We start from the raw sequence: 17370 nt of genomic DNA on the forward strand, positions 1-17370 counted from the left end.
GTACACCAGTATCATTTCCTTGCTGTATAGTAAGAACACTTGATGCTTTGCCTGTACGCGGAGGGAGAGAATTTTTTTGACGGACAGTGGTATTAATATAGGACTAAATTTAACGCTTTTTATTATTTTGATTGTTATGACTGCCTTTTTCGTAGTCGTTGAGTTTGCAATTGTAAAGGTACGGAGTAGCCGCATCGATCAATTGATCGCTGAAGGCAACAAAAATGCTCGTTATGCCAAACAGGTTATCTCTAATTTGGACGGTTACCTGTCAACATGTCAGCTGGGGATTACGATTACCGCACTCGGTCTCGGTATGCTTGGGGAACCAACGGTTGAAGCCGCACTGGAGCCGTTGTTCCATGATATGAACGTTCCGGCAGCGCTGTCTCATGTGCTGTCGTACGCAATCGCTTTGATTCTGGTAACGTATTTCCACGTCGTTGTTGGTGAATTGACACCGAAAACGATCGCACTGCGTAAAGCAGAAATGGTCGCGCTATATACGGCTCGTCCGATCATTTTATTCAACCGTGTGATGTACCCGTTCATCTGGATCTTGAATGGCTCTGCCAATCTGCTGCTGAAGCTGATCGGTCTGCGTCCGGCAAGTGAGGGCGATGAGGCGCATAGTGAGGAAGAGCTGCACATTCTATTGAATGAGAGCTATGAGAGCGGCAAAATCAATCAGAGTGAATATGGCTATGTTAGCCGCATCTTCGCTTTTGACGAAATGATTGCCAAAGAACTGATGGTACCGCGTACTGATATGGTCTGTCTGTTTACCGACAAAACGCCAGAGGAAAATCGCGAAATTATTCGCCGTGAGCAATATACACGTTTCCCGGTAGCCGAAGGTAGCAAAGATAATATCGTCGGTATGGTCAATACGAAGCAATTTTTCCTTGCCGCCGAAGAAAAGAAAGATCTGAATGTCGCTTCACTCATTCATCCGGTCATGTCGGTATCGGAGACGATTCCGGTCAAAGATCTGCTCAAACGGATGCAGCGTGAAGGCACACATATCGCGATTCTGGTCGATGAATATGGCGGTACATCCGGTCTAGTTACGATTGAAGACATTCTGGAAGAAATCGTCGGTGAGATTCGTGACGAATTCGATGCCGATGAAGAAGATGAGATTCAGCGTGTGGAAGAAAATCGCCTGATCGTAGACGGTAAAGTATTCATCAATCGTGTGAACGATATTTTGAATATCGAGCTGGATGATGAAGAACTCGACACGATCGGTGGCTGGTTGTACGGTCAACGCCCGGATCTTCCAGTGGGCGCTGTGTATGAGTTTGAAAATCTAACGATCCGCGTACTCCGCCGTGGTGTACGTCGTTATCGTAAACTGGAGATCACCCGTCATTCTGTAGATAATGAACAAACAGCAGATGGCGAGCATACAGAAGATTAAACCCCATTGTAAGTTACTTAATTGAACCGCCCGTATCCCCATCAGGATACGGGCGGTTTGTTATCTAAGAACTTAGCTATTGCATATTTATGTTTCATTATATACACAAATTAGGCGATTGGTACTTGGTTAAGCCATTTTACTTTGTGTATTTATGCAAAATTTTAATTATTTCCGCAGAAAAGTAACTAAGCACCTTAAAAATTAGGGAAAAAGACCGATATATACATTGGATCACCAAAATATCGGGGGAAGAGAGGGTGATTGCGGTTCTTTTACAATTGCATAGGCTCATGGTGATACCACATTACGAATAAGAGTGAGGTTTAGAATGAAATTATCAAAACTTCTTCTGCGCAATGCTAGCTTACTTGTTTGTCTGGCATTAACCATGAGCAGTACTAGCATTACAACTGTATTTGCAGATAGCTCAACTAACAGTACGCCTCCTAGCTCTAGCGCACCTAGTACATCGAATTCTAACAACAATACAGTTACAGTAACGAGTCAAACTTACCTATCACCAGAAATTGATCGAAGCTTTGCACCTGTATTCCCAACGATCAAAGAAGGCTCGACGCTAGGCGATAATGGTACAGCTGTTTCCACTCTAGTCGGTAATAGCATTACTGTGAATCGGAGCGGTGGTCAGGCTGCGATTGCTGTCATTGGCACAACCGGATCAGGCACATGGGAAATGCAATACAGCGCGAATGGCACATGGTGGAATATTAGTCCGGGCGGTAATGAAGCAAGTAATACCAACGCGACTATGATCAGACCGGGTGAAAAGATTCGTTTCCGTCCAGCGGTAAACTGGAATGGAACGGCAACGATCACCTATCGTGCATGGGATATGGCGAATGATCCAGGTGCGAACCAATCCACACGGACGATACTGGACGTATCTACGAATGGAGCAGATACTAACTACAGTGCACAGACACAAACAGCTTCTATTGTCGTTACACCGGTGAACACCCCACCTAATGTCATCTTCCCGATCACACCGAAGACACTGACATTTGATGGCTCCACCAAGTATATTAATATGCCTGCTGTAGATTTGCCGTCAAATTTCACGTTTGAGACATGGGTAAAAAGCAGTAATCCTAGCTCAACATGGAACCGTATTTTTGATTTTGGTAACGGTGAGGCTAGCTCAAACATCTTCCTCGGTTATGAGAATAATAGCGGGAAAATGATTTTGATGAGCTATCGTGGTTCATCCGGTCTTTCCCTCACTACGAGCAATGTATTCCCTACCAACACCTGGGTGCATGTAGCGACTGTAATTGATGCTCAGGGCAATGCCTCTATTTACTGGGACGGTGTTCTTCAGGCATCTGGCAATATCGGAGTTACAGAACAGATTACCCGCACGAAAAACTTCGTTGGTCGCAGTAACTGGGCTCAAGATGCGTATTTCCAGGGACAATTGCGTGATATTCGGATGTGGAATGTCGCCCGTACCGCGCAACAGATTAATGATGGTTACAAAAACTTGCTTTCCGGCAAGGAAGCGAATCTGTTCACGTATTTACCAGCGATTGAAGGTAAAGGCACCGTACTCAGTGATACGAGTGGACATTCGAACTCCGCCGATATTATCGGAGCACAGTGGGTCGATGATCTGTCCGTACCGCCAACCTCAACGATGCTACAAAATACGAACAGCAGCACCGATTTGAACGGTACGAAAGTAACCGATGTCGACTTTAATGAAACGCCAAATGCTACGATGACCGTTACACTGGATACGTACAACGGTGTCGTAAATGTGGATACGAGCACATCGGGCGTAACCGTCGTGCAGGGCGGCAACAATCAGGCGAGCATTACACTGAGCGGAAGTATGGCGCAAATTAATCAAGCATTGCTACCGCTACAATATGTGCCAAATCATAATTTTAACGGTATCGATAAGCTGAATTTCACCGTCAATGACCAGGGCAATACCGGTGAAGGCGGACCAATGACTGCATTCAAAACGGTGTATTTGAATGTCATTCCAGTCAATCAAGATCCGACCATCTCTGCCGTTGCGGATCAACATTTGTTCGTAAATCAAAGCACCAAAGTGCTGCCATTTACCGTTTCGGATTTTGAAACCGATGCAAACGCGTTGACTGTAACCGTAACTTCCAGCGATACGCAGTTTGTACCGATCAGTGGAATCGTGCTCGGTGGCTCAGGTGCATCACGCACGGTGAAAGTGACACCAACGCTGGCTGCGACTGGCAGCAGCACGATCACACTCACCGTAAGCGATGGCAAAAACACCAAATCCACTACATTCGTCGTGTCAGCAAGCGTCGATCTGGATGGATCGCTTGGAATCATGCCAACACAAGGTCCATTGACCAAATCGCCAGGCGACGTGCTTCCACTGGATGCGATCAGCTCGATTCAGACTGACCGCGTCGTAGCACTCGTTGATGGAAAGCAAGTGGAATTGACGCTTGCGAATCCAACCACGTATGCACAGGATGGCTTCAAAGAATGGAAAAACACAACCTATGCTCTTCCAGCTACGATCTCGTCCGGTGTGCAAACCGTTGTCTTCCAGGGTTTGTCCACGAACGGAACGATTACCGAAACAGAGAAGAACAAACTGCTACAAAACAATACGTTCCTGCTGCTCAAAACACCTGTTGCGAACACAACCCAGGCTAGCGCTGTAAGTACAAGTGGCGCGACACTGGATGGCACAGCTACCGAAGATGGTGGCACGCCAATCACCGAACGCGGTTTTGTGTACGCTACGAATAATCAACCTGTGATCACGCAGGATACGAAGGTCGTCGCTACACCGAGTACGGGGACAGGCAATTTCAGCGCTCCTATTACGAATCTGAGTGCGAACCAGACTTATTATGCGCGCTCTTATATCGTAACTTCGCAAGGTACATTTTATGGAAATACAATTTCCTTTACGACACTGAATGTAGCTGCTGCTAGCACGACACAAGCGAGCAACATAAGTACAAGCGGTGCAACACTGGAAGGTGTAGCGGTGGCAGACGGCGGCTCACCAATTAGTGAACGCGGCTTTGTGTACGCTACAACGAATCAGCCTGTAGTAGGACAGGATACCAAAGTCGTTGCAGATTTAGGCAACGGTACAGGTAACTTTAACGCTCCAGTCACTAACCTGAGCGCGAGTACAACCTATTATGCACGTGCCTATATCGTCAATGCGCAGGGCGTTGTTTATGGAAATACGATTTCGTTCCAAACGCTACCTAAAGCGTCAAGCGGCGGCGGCGGTGGCGGCTCTAGCTCTACACCAGTCGTTACACCGACTAAGGTTACACCAACGATCATTGATCCTGTAACAGGCAAAACAGAAACGAAAACGACGCTGATGCAAGTGATCGGACCGGATCTGAAAGCTAGCGGACAGCTAGTCGATGCCAGTGGTAAAGTGGTCGATGCGAATGTGGCATTGAACACAGACGGCAGCTTTACTGTACCGGCGACATTGCCTGCGGGTTCGTACAGCATGATCGTACAGATCGCTGCTCCGAACGGGCAAATGCTAGCTGGAACAAGCGCGAAGCTCAAAGTCGACAATCAGGGTGGCGCAACGATGACGTATGATCTGGTCGATCCATATGGAACGATTAAAGACGAAGTCACCGGTCAACCGATTAGCGGAATCAAGCTTCAGATTTATTGGGCGGATACCGAGTTGAACCGCTCGAAAGGCAGAACACCGAACACACTAGTTGATCTGCCAGAATTACCTAAGTTCATGCCAAACCAGAACCATGTTCCACAATGGTCGACAGCGAATGGTGAATATGGCTGGATGGTATTCGGTAACGGGGATTATTATATCCTCGCTCAACGTGATGGTTACGCTCCATATGATAGCCGTCAGGATACTCGCTCCGAACAGCATGGCGCAGATAGCTATGTGAAAAACGGCATTATTCACGTCGGCTCTGAAATTGTGAACTATGACTTCAATTTGAAGCCGAATGTGGCCTCTGTTGTACGCGAGCCGTATATGCGCGGTTATCCAGATGGCAAGTTCTATCCAGAACGCGGCTTGAGCCGTGCCGAGCTGGCTGCTATTCTAACGCGTGTACTGGCACAAAATGCTCCTTCGCAGGCTGATATTGCATTCAAAGATATCGCTTCTACGAAATGGGCCAACAAATCGATCCATACGTCCACCGAGCAAGGCTGGCTAAAAGGCTATCCAGGCAACAAATTCCAGCCTGCACGTGCAGTCACCCGTGCAGAATTTGCACAGGTACTGGCGAATATCAGTCAGTGGAATATGGACGAAAATGCAACGATCACCTTCAAAGATGTGAAGAAGCACTGGGCTTCCGATGCAATTGCCAAAGCGGTTAATCACCAGATGCTTAGCGGTTCTGCGGATGGACTGTTCCATCCAAACGATCCGATCACTCGTTCCGATGCGATCACAGCATTCAATCTATTGTTTAACCGCCAGCCTGCTGCACAAATGGTAGCACCGGTATGGCCAGACGTTCCGACTAGCTATCCAAACTATGCCAATATTATGGAAGCATCGGTACGTCAGACGACCGAATCCAGTCAGCCTTAATTCAGCATTCCATATTGGCTAGGCTAAGTAATGGATCGATGAAGTAGTGAAATGAGGTAGTACATGTTCGCTATTCGATGCGGTAGTGAAATGAAGTAGTACATGTTCAATGTTCGATATTCGATGCGCTACGATGATGACTGCCTTTAAACGGCGTCCAGTCCTGATAAAGATAACTCGGACATCAATGCTATCCATCGTCGAAGTCGAATAGATACCATGCAAAAGGCTTCCTTCAGCAATAACTGAAGGAAGCCTTTTTGTATATCAAGTACACGCCAACGAGATGACAATCGAAACTTTACAACTGCACTGGCTCGCGCAGCCATCGTTCCTATCTGTTCATCGTCAACGTCATCTGCTTATTCACCCTATACTTCCAGCCAACTACTTCATGTGCTTATTTAACGCACACTTCCAGTCGGCAACACATTCGGCTGTTCGCCACGCATCAGACTGCCCCATTTTACATATAGACGATACGCCTTACCGCTATCCAGCAATGCTTTGGCATCATACACACCCTCTTCAATAGAACCTGAGCGCCCTGCCAGATAGAGACGATACGCACTGTTCAGCAGCACCTGATTAAAAAAGGCTTTATCCGCTTCGCCTGCCAGCACTTGCTCGGTCACACGAATCTGCGTACTGGCTGTCCACTCCATCTCCGGTACCGACATATCGAGAAAATACGCTTCCGGATCGATAATTTCCAGCCGTGCTTCACCATGCTCCACCGCGTATGTGCGTGTCGGTCGATCGATAAACAGATCCTCCGACCCTTCCGGTCCTTGCACAATAAAGGCGCGTTCATAATCAAGCCGTAACACTAGACGCGACATCCGCTCGAAAAAGGTATTGTGGAACACCCCGTAAACGAGATACGGGGAATGACTATAATTCATCATCTTCTCTGCCGTGTTCAGCACGGTACGTACACCGATCTGCTCACGCAGCTCACGTAGTTCGCCCAGCGGCGGACACCATTGCTCTGCTGCAACAAACAGCAGTCCTGTCTCATGGCCAGCATGCAGCGCCTGCTCGCGCGTTAGAGAGGCGGTATCCACACCCATCTGACGTAGCAGTACAGGCAGGGTAACGCCCCATTTGGGCGGTAATGGCTCGCTGCCATGCAATGTGACCGGAACCCCTGCCGCTGCCAGCACAAACGATGTCGCAAAGCCAGCAATAAATGATTTGAGCCTTCCATCATACGGGCCAGCACAGTCAATACCGCCTTTTTTAAACGAAGCTCGCCACGCCATCTGTCGGCATACATCTACAAAAGCCTGCATCTCGTCTACATTTTCCATTTTCATACGTTCTGCCATAAAAAAAGCACCGATCTGCACATCGGTCGCCTCGCGATTCATGATCATGCTCGCCACATGAAGTGACTCTTCATAGGTCAGGTCTCGTGAGCCGCGTTTGCCGCGCCCGACTTCCTTCAGTATCTCGGTCATGTTCATGTCTGGTTCCTCCCTGCTCTACGATTGCAGCAATTGATGTGCTTTGACGATGGCGGTCGCTACATCAACCATCCGTTTACGTTCATTCATCGCTTTTTTGCGTAATAGATCATAAGCTTCCGCTTCGGAAATTTGTTTCATATCCGCTAAAATACCCTTTGCCATATCGATCCATTTACGTTCTTCCAACCTGGATTGCAACTGCTTGCGTTCGTTCATCCATTGTTGCCGTTCCATACATTGACGTGCAGCAAAATGGAGTGCCCAGTGCAGCTCACGATCACGCATCGATGGGGTCAAAATGCCGTCGATCGCGATCTCGGTCTCACATGCTTGCACCGATTCGGATGCGGTATCCAGACTGCACCACCATAACATCGGAATCGGTCTGGATTGGGACAACAGCTTCTCCCAATCGGGAATATCTTCAATCGGTAGATCCAAAATAGCTGCATCGGCTTCACCTAACATTTTTAAAACAGCAGTGGAACTGTCATCTCCATCGGCGACCAGCACCTGATAACCGTTGTTGCCCAGCAGCAGCTCAGGGTATACCATGCCTGACGCAATCTGATCCGGATCGTAGATGTTCTTTTCCATTCGGATAATGAGTAACGAACGCATTATGCAGATGCTCCCTCCTGTCGGCTCTATCCCTATCCTGTAGTGCAATTGCTAATTGCTATCTTCTATTCTGGTACATTATTTGAGCAAGTTAACGTTAGAGCGTTGTTTGAACGTGATTCGACTGTTATTTGATTACTTCGGATCATGTTCAGATCATTGTAAGCTTGCTTTAATAAATAAACAGCTATTAATGATATATAATCTAACACAAAATCCGGTACGATAGATACTATTTTGTAGACGATTTAAGCATTAATATACGAACAATACATTGTAATCGCTTCATTAATATAAAGGAATAGCTAGTTATAACGCTGTTTGCAGACGATAATGTCCTGATATTTTTCATGTAAACATAATTAACCTGCAATTTCAAATAAAATTTTTATGTTATTTATATTGACATGAAAATCAACTTCTTTTATAGTTAAGCCTATATTCAAGCAACGACAAGGATACAATGATGTATCCATACTGGACGGCAATGAAGCCTGTCCCAAGCTTGTTCGCGACCTGTGTACGTATGTGCACGCCTGTCTGCGACTAGCGCGGGACAGGCTTTTTTTATTGATCATACCGAATGATTGCCGTATCGCACAATAGCGCAATCATCATCATGGATAGCATGCTTATTACGTGGAGGGAGAGATACAGATGGAGAATAGAAAAAAGCTGGTGCTGGTAGGTAACGGGATGGCGGGTGTGTGGATGCTGGAGCATTTGCTCAAGTTGGCACCACAGAAGTATGACATTACGATCTTCGGTGCGGAGCCGCATCCGAACTACAACCGGATTTTATTATCGACCGTACTTGCAGGTGGCGCTGGAATAAACGATATCATCATTAACGATCTGGACTGGTATCGTGAGCATGGGATCGAATTGTATACAGGCGATACGGTGACTGCCATCGACACCCAGCAGCAGCTCGTGCGCTCTGCCTCCGGCAAGCAGGTTGCCTATGATGAGCTAATTCTGGCGACCGGCTCCAGCGCCTTTATTCTGCCTGTAGCCGGTGCAGATAAAGACGGTGTGATCGGTTTCCGCGACATTAAAGATTGCGAAACGATGATGGAAACCGCCAAGCAGTACAAACGGGCTGCCGTGATCGGTGGAGGTTTGCTTGGACTGGAAGCGGCGCGTGGCTTACTCAACCTCGGTATGGACGTGACTGTCATTCACATCAATGAGCATCTGATGGATCGGCAGCTTGATCGTCCGGCAGGACTGATGTTACAGCAGGAGCTGGAACAGCAAGGCATGCATTTTCTACTAGGCAAACGTACCGTGGAACTTACAGGTAAACGCCGCGTTACGGGTGTACGCTTTACCGACGGGACAGCGATTGATGCGGATCTGGTTGTCATGGCTGTCGGTATTCGCCCCAATGTAGAACTGGCCGCTGCGTCTGGCTTACGGGTCAATCGCGGCATCGTCGTAGACGATTATATGCGCACGAACGTACCTGGCATCTCCGCGGTTGGTGAATGTGCAGAGCACCGCGGTATCGGCTACGGATTGGTCGCACCGTTGTATGAGCAAGGCAACGTACTTGCTAAGCGCCTTGCAGGCATTGATACACCACCTTATGAAGGCTCTGTCACTTCGACCAAGCTGAAAGTATCCGGTGTGGATGTGTTCTCGGCTGGCGTATTTCAAGATAGTGAAGACACACGCGCACTGCGCATGCAGGACGATATCGATGGCATTTACAAAAAACTGGTCATTCGTGATGGTCGCCTCATCGGTGCCGTACTATTCGGTGACACAAGCGATGGCGCTCCCCTCTTTTCCCTCATTAAGAGCGGTGAATCGGTACAGGGGCGTGAAAAAGAACTGCTCACCGGACAGCCTGCTGGCGGCGCTACCGTCTCTCCTTTACAACGTCTGGAAGCAATGGCAGACGATGAAATCATCTGCGGCTGTAACGGCGTAAGCAAAGGTGCGATTGGTGAAGCTGTTATCGGCAAAGGTTGCAATACGATGAAGTCACTCAAAGCCTGTACGAAGGCATCTGCTTCCTGCGGCGGTTGCGCACCTGTCGTCGAAGGACTTTTACAATTGTACGCAGGCGATCATGCAGGCGTGGCGGTTAAAGAAGGCATTTGCGGTTGTACGTCATTGGATCGCGATGAGATCGTATCCGAGATCAAGCGGATGGGGCTTAAAACAGTCAAAGAAACGATGAACGTACTCGGCTGGTCCGAGCCGGAAGGCTGTTCCAAATGCCGCCCGGCATTGAACTACTATCTCGGTATGCTGTGGCCGGGTGAATATGAGGATGAGAAGGAATCACGTTTCACGAACGAGCGCTATCATGCCAATATCCAGAAGGATGGCACGTATTCGGTTGTACCGCGTATTTACGGCGGTGTCACCTCTCCAACTGATCTGAAAAAAATCGCCGATGTGGCTGAAAAATACAATGTACCACTCGTCAAATTTACCGGCGGACAACGACTCGATCTGCTCGGTGTCCGCAAAGAAGACCTGCCGCATATTTGGGAGGAACTGGACATGCCGTCCGGTCATGCTTATGGCAAAACACTGCGTACCGTCAAAACATGTGTCGGTGACACCTTCTGTCGTTTCGGTACAAAGGATGCGATGGGTATGGGCATTCAGCTGGAAAAAGCGTTTGAACGGATGGATGCTCCAGCCAAAGTAAAGCTAGCGGTATCTGGCTGTCCGCGTAACTGCGCAGAATCAGGCATCAAAGATGTTGGAATCGTCGCGTTGGATGGCGCATGGGAACTATATGTGGGCGGTAACGGTGGCGTGAAGATTCGTGCAGGCGAATTGCTGTGCACGGTCAAAACCGATGATGAAGTAATGGAATGGACATCCGCCTTCCTGCAATACTATCGTGAGCAAGCACGCTGGAATGAACGTACAGCAGCATGGATTGAGCGTGTTGGTTTAGAGCATGTGCAAGAAGTGCTCGCAGATGGCGAGACGCGTGCGGCGCTGATGGCACGTTTGCAGGAGACACTTAGCTATACAAGCGATCCGTGGCAAAATATTATCCAGAACGACGAGCTGCGCAAAAACTTTACCGATCTGAACGATTCGGCAGCACTGGCTGGCACATCGCCATCCGTACAATAAACGAAGGAGGAATACGATATGAACCGATATCACGTTGCCCATATTGCCGATATAGATGTGAAAGGTGCACGCCGTTTTACTTTAGGCGAGCTGGAAATCGCCCTGTTCCGACTGAGTGACGGATCGATTCAGGCGGTGGAAAATCGCTGTCCTCACAAGGGCGGCAAGCTGTCAGAAGGGATGGTATGCGGCTCTACTATTCATTGTCCACTGCATGATTGGAAGATCGATCTGCGCAGCGGTAAAGTACAGGACCCGGACGATGGGTGTGTGACCACATTTGCGGTAGAAGTGGACGAACATAACGGTAGTGTGTATGTGCTGCTGCCTGCTACGCAGCAGCTTGCCTGAGTTCGGAAATGGGCATAACCCGATCCATTTCATCCTATTTCATTGAATTCAATCCTTTACGTTCCAAACATACCGTTCAAACGATGTAATTCAGTCAGGACAATCGGATAAGCGAAAAGCAACATCGCAAATACCTATATCCATACAGCAACCAAAGGAGGACATGCAGATGAGCCAGGTACAGGGAATGGTCAGTATCGTTGGAGCAGGGCCCGGTGATCCAGAGCTGATCACCGTCAAAGCACTCAAATGTATCCAGCAGGCCGATGTGATCGTATATGACCGTCTAGTGAGCGAGGAATTGCTATTGGAAGCACGTCCAGAGGCACGCCGGATCTATTGCGGCAAAGCGCCAGGCTTGCATCATATGAGCCAGCAGGCCATCCACCGCACACTGCTTCAGCAGGCAACGCTCGGCTTGCATGTCGTCCGTTTAAAAGGCGGCGATCCACTCGTATTCGGACGCGGCGGTGAGGAAGCTCTGTTTCTGGAACAGCACGGTATCCGCTATGAGATTGTGCCCGGTGTGACCGCTTCGATTGGCGCAGCAGCAGGTGCGGATATTCCACTGACCCATCGCGGCATCGCCACCTCCTTCGCCTGCGTCACCGCCAGCCAGTCGGCGGACAATACGAACCCGATTCGCTGGGATTTGCTCGCCGGTAGTGTCGATACACTGGCGATTTATATGGGCGTCAGCCAGCTTGATTCCATTTGCAGCGCATTAGTGCAGCACGGACGCGCTGCTTGTACCCCTGTCGCATTGATTGAAAATGGGACGACGACAGCCCAGCGTGTGCTGACCGGGACATTAACGGATATTGCTGCCATTGCTGTACAGGCAGAGCTGCGTAATCCTGCATTGATTATTGTTGGTGAAGTGGTGCGTGTACGTGAGCAGTTGATGGCGATGAGGCGGCAGGCAGAGATGCAGATGGGATTACAGGAGCGGATTGGGTAAGACATGTGTAGACGTTAAATAAAGGATCGTTGAAATAGCAGTAGCGATCATTAATGAAAGTAACCATAGATGGATAACTAAAAGGTAGACCTTCATAGGGAGGTCTACCTTTTAGTTTATACATGCAATTGGTATTGTAGGAGACGCTGTTTTAAATGAACCGATGGCTTATTGTTAGATTTGTCCGTTTCTTTGAAGCAAGACTGTTAACCTTGCAATAATTATATAACAACGATACATTCTGTGTAAGGAGTTGAACGCATGGCTATTTTACAAGACACCATACAACAGCATACATATATCGAATACATTCCTATAGATCACCGAGTAGACGAACTTGAAGGCAGCCAGCTTTGTTTTACCTATGTAGAGCAAGGAAAAGTAGTTTACAAACAACGATTCGGTTGGACGAATCGAACCGTGCACGCATTTATTCATATGCTGCAATACTTCCCACTACGCCAATATGACGGCTACTTTTCCCACTTTGAAAAGCATCTGGAAATGAAATGGAGCCATAATGAAGAGCACGATCACTATACTATACAGTTTATCGATGCGGATATATCCATGACGATCCAAGCCGGAAAAGAGCAACTGATCACTTTTGGACATCAATTTCAGCAACAATGGCATCAATCTACAGTGATCGAATGATCATCGGATCAGATGAACGATGCGATGGTCAGCAAATGAGTCAAATATATAACAGAAATGTGGAATAGGGAGTCCGAGGATGGGGATCTTCCACAATTTTCAATTAATCACACCTCACTTGCCCTTGCTCAGCTGGGCAACACCAAAAGGCATCTCCAACGTCCAGCGCTACCCTATTTTCAAATTAAAACAGAGTTGCTGATTGTTGAAGATGCCTTTATCGTATTGTTCACTAGCTAGCGTCCATTAATACCGCGCCGGTGCCGCCTTTTTCGCCAGTTCAATCATATAATCCGCAAATGCTTCCGGATTCGTATCATACACCAGATTGACCGGACGGCCATCGGCCTGTTCTACCGTTCTGCCTTGAGACTTGCCGTCTGGAATGACCACACAGTTCATCGTCTTTTTGCTCACCAGCTCTGGCTTACCGATCGACAGGGTTGTCAGTACATCCCAGAAATAATACGTGGAGTTGTTTTCCATATGCACAAGCGGCGGACAACAAGCGTAACAGTTGCCGAGGAAATCTACGCCTTCATAGCGACGCTCGGTTGCCCAGCGCTTACGGATTTTCAGATCGAGCGGTACTTTAATTGTGCTTTCAAGAGCCACCAGGTCGATCTCGATGCCGCTTTGCCATACACGATATGCCGCTTCCGGGTCCCAGAAAACGTTCCATTCTGCTGTACCGTCATGCTCTGGCTCGTCGACATTACCACGTTCAAAGCCGCCACCCATCCAAACGAGCTTTTCAATCTTGTCTTCGATCTCTGGCGCTTCGTCCAGTGCACGAGCGAGGTCAGTTAATGGACCGGTGAATAGCAGCGTCGTCTTCCCTTCTGTCGCCAGTAGCTGACGAATCATATGACGATGCGCAGGCAGGTCAGACAGCGGTGCTTCCATCGTGCCGGACTCATTCAGAATCGGCAATGCGTCCACGTAGAACGTATGCATACGCCATGCTGGTGGGAATGGATTTTTACCGCGTGAGTTCGATTTCGCTGTTTCTGGAACGTTGTTGCCATGTCCGAAACGATCAATAATTTTACGGCTTGCATCGGCACCTGGCTCCAGATAACCGTCTGCCGGAATAACCGATACACCGGTCAGTTCCACATTGTCCATTTGCAATAGCATAAACAGCGATACCAGATCATCGACACCGGCATCATGGTTAAAATATACGGATTTCATCTGTGACATATTGCTCGATTCCCCCAATATATATGCTTTATCTAACTGTGACTCTGATTGATACGGATTATCTACCAAAATAGACACCACCGCGGCATCGCTCAGCACAGCCTGTGCATTTCCATCTTCTATTATGAGGGAAGGCAGAGCGATGTTCCACAGTCATTTACTGGAAAACGAAATTGCGCAGCAGATGATATCCTTTTTCAGGAGTGTAGTTAACGATTATATTCTTCATCCTTATATTCTTCATCGTAAACTATCATCTATAGGTGAGTATGCTTCATATTAAAGATGGCTATCCCTGCAAAATGAAGTTCGCCCGCAAACCATCCTATTCCTTAAAAATCAATCTGTTTCACAGACTATCCTATTTCTCCAAACCTATCCGCCAAAACTCTGCTTTTCTAAAAATCATTTTATCTACGGATCATTCGTCACTCAAAATCCAACTCATCCACGGCAAAGCAGCGATTTTATTCAGCCGGCTTATTTATAGAAAATCAATTGCTTCATCCGTCAGGCTCACCTATGGAAAATCAACTGCTCCATCCGTCAGACGCACCTATAGAAAATCAGCTACTTCATTCATCAGACGCACCTATAGAAAATTAGCTACTTCATCCGTCAGGCTCACCTATAGAAATCAACTATTTCATTCGTCACCCTCATCTATCCACGTATACACGCCGATTACTCCACTGCCTGATCCCCGATCAAAAAGGTCAATTTACCCGGCAACACCGCTAGCTGCGCAGGTGTTTGCAAATAAATCTCACCATCTGTATCCGCTGGCATCGGCTTATCGGTACGAAGCTCCAGACGCGATGTACGAATGTATTCGATATTGCTATTTTCCGGCTTCCAATTGTCCGGCGATTTGCGACTTAACAACTCACGCAGCAGCGGCAAGCCAGCTTCACGGATCACGAGCACATCGAGCAAGCCATCCTGTAACGCTTCATCTGGAAATGGGAGCGGATTCGTGCCCAGAAAGCGTCCATTTGCCGCATAGATCATCACCGCTTCACCAGACAATGTCCCTTCATCATGCTCCAGCTCAAACGAGAACGGCTGCGCTGTTCGTACCGTTTGCAATGTGCTTAGAAAATAACCGATTTTACCAAATGCGCCCTTAATATCCGCATTAATATTTTGCGACGTTTCCGAGATGAGACCGATGCCATAAAAATTCGTGAAAAAGTGACCGTTCGCCGTCCCGATGTCCAGCGTGCGTGTTTGCCGTTCATTCAGCACTTCAGCTGCTCGCGCTAGCTGCTGCGGCATCGCCAACGCACGCGAGAAATCATTGCATGTGCCGCCTGGCAACACACCAATGACAGGCGGACGTTCCAGATCCGCCAGCCCATTAATACATTCATGTACCGTACCATCTCCACCTAAAATGTACAGCACATCGACTTCTTCACCATACTGACGGCAAAGTTTTTTCGCTTCACCCGGTTCGCTTGTACGTCTCACAATCAGTTCGGGTAGTTCCACCGACAGTATGCCCAGCACGGTGCCAAGCTGTACCGTATCGACCGAACCGGCATTACCGTTATAGATTAACATTCCTTTTTTGTACATGATCTGACCTCCATAGATAACGTAAAATGAACAAAGTACCTCTGATGAAAATCAATTTTTTTGTGATTTTACGATATTAGCGTATATTTCGGTTGCCTTATTGCGATATAATGTTAATTGCTCGGTAAATTTGGCTTTTTTGCAAAAAATCGAAACAATTTTAAGGTTTTTTGGGTTTGCGTGTCTTTTTTATGCTATAATTTATATAGGTAGATTATCATTATTAATTTAAGATAAACGTTTGTTGAATAGTTCGATACAGCCGCTTACCGGTTCAGCATGTTCGCCTATGAAACACCCTATTACACCGGTAACCCGGTACGTTTGCTGAATATAACGATCTCCGTCATACCGGTCCGTACTCCCGCTTTGTTCCTCTGTCACATGGCTGCACTACCATTACGACGTATCCATGTTCGATCCGGCAACAGGGAGCCGGAGCTTAACGCAGCGCTTATGGAATTAATCAACAATCCTACCCAAACTATTCTGGAAAAGAGGATTGTGCATGCCAAGAACACACCGAAGAATGAGCCTTAGTCAATTGCTCGCAAAGTTTGTCTTCATCACGACAGGCGCCGTCTTGATGGCGGTCGCCCTGGAAATCTTTCTAATCCCCAATAGCGTGATCGATGGTGGTATTACCGGTATTTCGATCATCCTGTCCGAGCTTAGCGACATTCAGCTTGGTATTTTCATCTTTGTTATTAACGTACCGTTTCTGGTCATCGGCTATAAACAAATCGGGAAAACATTTGCTTTTTCCACGTTATACGGCATCGCCGTCATGTCTTCAATGACCGCTTACCTGCACCATGTACCCGCACTGACCGATGACAAAATGCTTGCCAGTATGTTTGGCGGCGTTATTCTCGGCTTCGGGATCGGTCTGGTCATCCGCTTTGGCGGCTCGCTGGATGGCACCGAAATTGTTGCCATTTTGCTCGCCAAAAAGTTCCACATGCCTGTTGGACAGATCGTTATGATCATCAACGTGTTCATCTTTACCGCTGCCGGATTCGTATTCGGCTGGGATTCAGCGATGTTTTCCATCTTCACGTATTATATCGCTGCGAAAGTGATGGATATTGTCGTCGAAGGTTTGGAAGAATCCAAATCGGTAACGATTATCTCGCAGGAATACGAGGAAATTTCGCAGGCGATTATGGATCGTCTCGGACGCAGTACGACGTTCATGTACGCTAAAGGCGGTTATTCCGGTGAAGATACGCAAATGATCTATTGCGTCGTCAGCCGTTTGGAGCTAGCCAAGCTGCGTACGATCGTCAACGATATCGACCCGTCCGCTTTCCTTGCTGTTGAGCATGTGAGCGAAGTGATCGGCGGCAATTTTGAGAAGAAAAATATTCACTAAGCGTGCTAGCCTTATCGGTACCGAGCA

11 protein-coding genes are annotated in these 17370 nt (G+C 47.7%); 7 read left to right on the forward strand and 4 right to left on the reverse strand.

The window, feature by feature from the left end; genetic code table 11:
• The first annotated feature begins 76 nt into the window (after window positions 1-76).
• Window positions 77-1423 (forward strand): hemolysin family protein, encoded by a 1347-nt coding sequence (locus tag AAHF22_RS11840; RefSeq protein ID WP_347325211.1) that lies wholly within the window; start codon window positions 77-79, stop codon window positions 1421-1423.
• 331 nt (window positions 1424-1754) lie between these two features.
• A complete protein-coding gene (locus tag AAHF22_RS11845; protein ID WP_347325212.1) occupies window positions 1755-6008 on the forward strand; it encodes an S-layer homology domain-containing protein in 4254 nt (1417 codons plus the stop codon).
• A gap of 404 nt (window positions 6009-6412) precedes the next feature.
• On the opposite strand, the gene AAHF22_RS11850 is transcribed toward AAHF22_RS11845, so the two are convergent.
• On the reverse strand, window positions 6413-7477 hold the full coding sequence (locus AAHF22_RS11850) for an anthranilate phosphoribosyltransferase (RefSeq protein WP_347325213.1): 1065 nt from the start codon (window positions 7475-7477) through the stop codon (window positions 6413-6415).
• Window positions 7478-7495: 18 nt separating this feature from the next.
• Window positions 7496-8101, reverse strand: a complete 606-nt coding sequence (locus tag AAHF22_RS11855; protein ID WP_347325214.1) for an ANTAR domain-containing response regulator — start codon at window positions 8099-8101, stop codon at window positions 7496-7498.
• A gap of 657 nt (window positions 8102-8758) precedes the next feature.
• On the opposite strand from AAHF22_RS11855, the gene nirB reads away from it, so the two are divergent.
• From nirB to AAHF22_RS11875, 4 genes are all read left to right on the forward strand, one after another.
• Window positions 8759-11212 carry a nitrite reductase large subunit NirB gene (gene nirB, locus AAHF22_RS11860; protein ID WP_347325215.1) on the forward strand — a complete coding sequence of 818 codons (2454 nt, stop codon included), beginning with the start codon at window positions 8759-8761 and terminating at the stop codon, window positions 11210-11212.
• Between the two features lie 18 nt (window positions 11213-11230).
• Window positions 11231-11563 (forward strand): nitrite reductase small subunit NirD, encoded by a 333-nt coding sequence (nirD, locus tag AAHF22_RS11865; RefSeq protein WP_347325216.1) that lies wholly within the window; start codon window positions 11231-11233, stop codon window positions 11561-11563.
• A 169-nt stretch (window positions 11564-11732) separates the two neighbouring features.
• A complete protein-coding gene (gene cobA / locus AAHF22_RS11870; RefSeq protein WP_347325217.1) occupies window positions 11733-12524 on the forward strand; it encodes a uroporphyrinogen-III C-methyltransferase in 792 nt (263 codons plus the stop codon).
• A gap of 261 nt (window positions 12525-12785) precedes the next feature.
• The gene (locus tag AAHF22_RS11875; RefSeq protein ID WP_347325218.1) at window positions 12786-13181 is read left to right on the forward strand and encodes a hypothetical protein; all 396 of its coding nucleotides are present in this window, start codon (window positions 12786-12788) and stop codon (window positions 13179-13181) included.
• Window positions 13182-13427: 246 nt separating this feature from the next.
• On the opposite strand, the gene AAHF22_RS11880 is transcribed toward AAHF22_RS11875, so the two are convergent.
• Together AAHF22_RS11880 and AAHF22_RS11885 are read right to left on the reverse strand one after the other, a co-directional pair.
• A complete protein-coding gene (locus AAHF22_RS11880) occupies window positions 13428-14387 on the reverse strand; it encodes a nucleoside hydrolase (protein ID WP_347325219.1) in 960 nt (319 codons plus the stop codon).
• Between the two features lie 684 nt (window positions 14388-15071).
• Window positions 15072-15968: a diacylglycerol/lipid kinase family protein gene (locus AAHF22_RS11885; protein WP_347325220.1), complete on the reverse strand. Its 897-nt coding sequence runs from the start codon at window positions 15966-15968 to the stop codon at window positions 15072-15074.
• A 508-nt stretch (window positions 15969-16476) separates the two neighbouring features.
• Here AAHF22_RS11885 and AAHF22_RS11890 point away from each other — a divergent pair.
• Window positions 16477-17343: a YitT family protein gene (locus AAHF22_RS11890; protein ID WP_347325221.1), complete on the forward strand. Its 867-nt coding sequence runs from the start codon at window positions 16477-16479 to the stop codon at window positions 17341-17343.
• Window positions 17344-17370: the final 27 nt, after the last annotated feature.

Origin of the sequence: Paenibacillus wenxiniae (genome assembly GCF_039822605.1) — a bacterium.
Classification (GTDB): domain Bacteria; phylum Bacillota; class Bacilli; order Paenibacillales; family Paenibacillaceae; genus Saccharibacillus; species Saccharibacillus wenxiniae.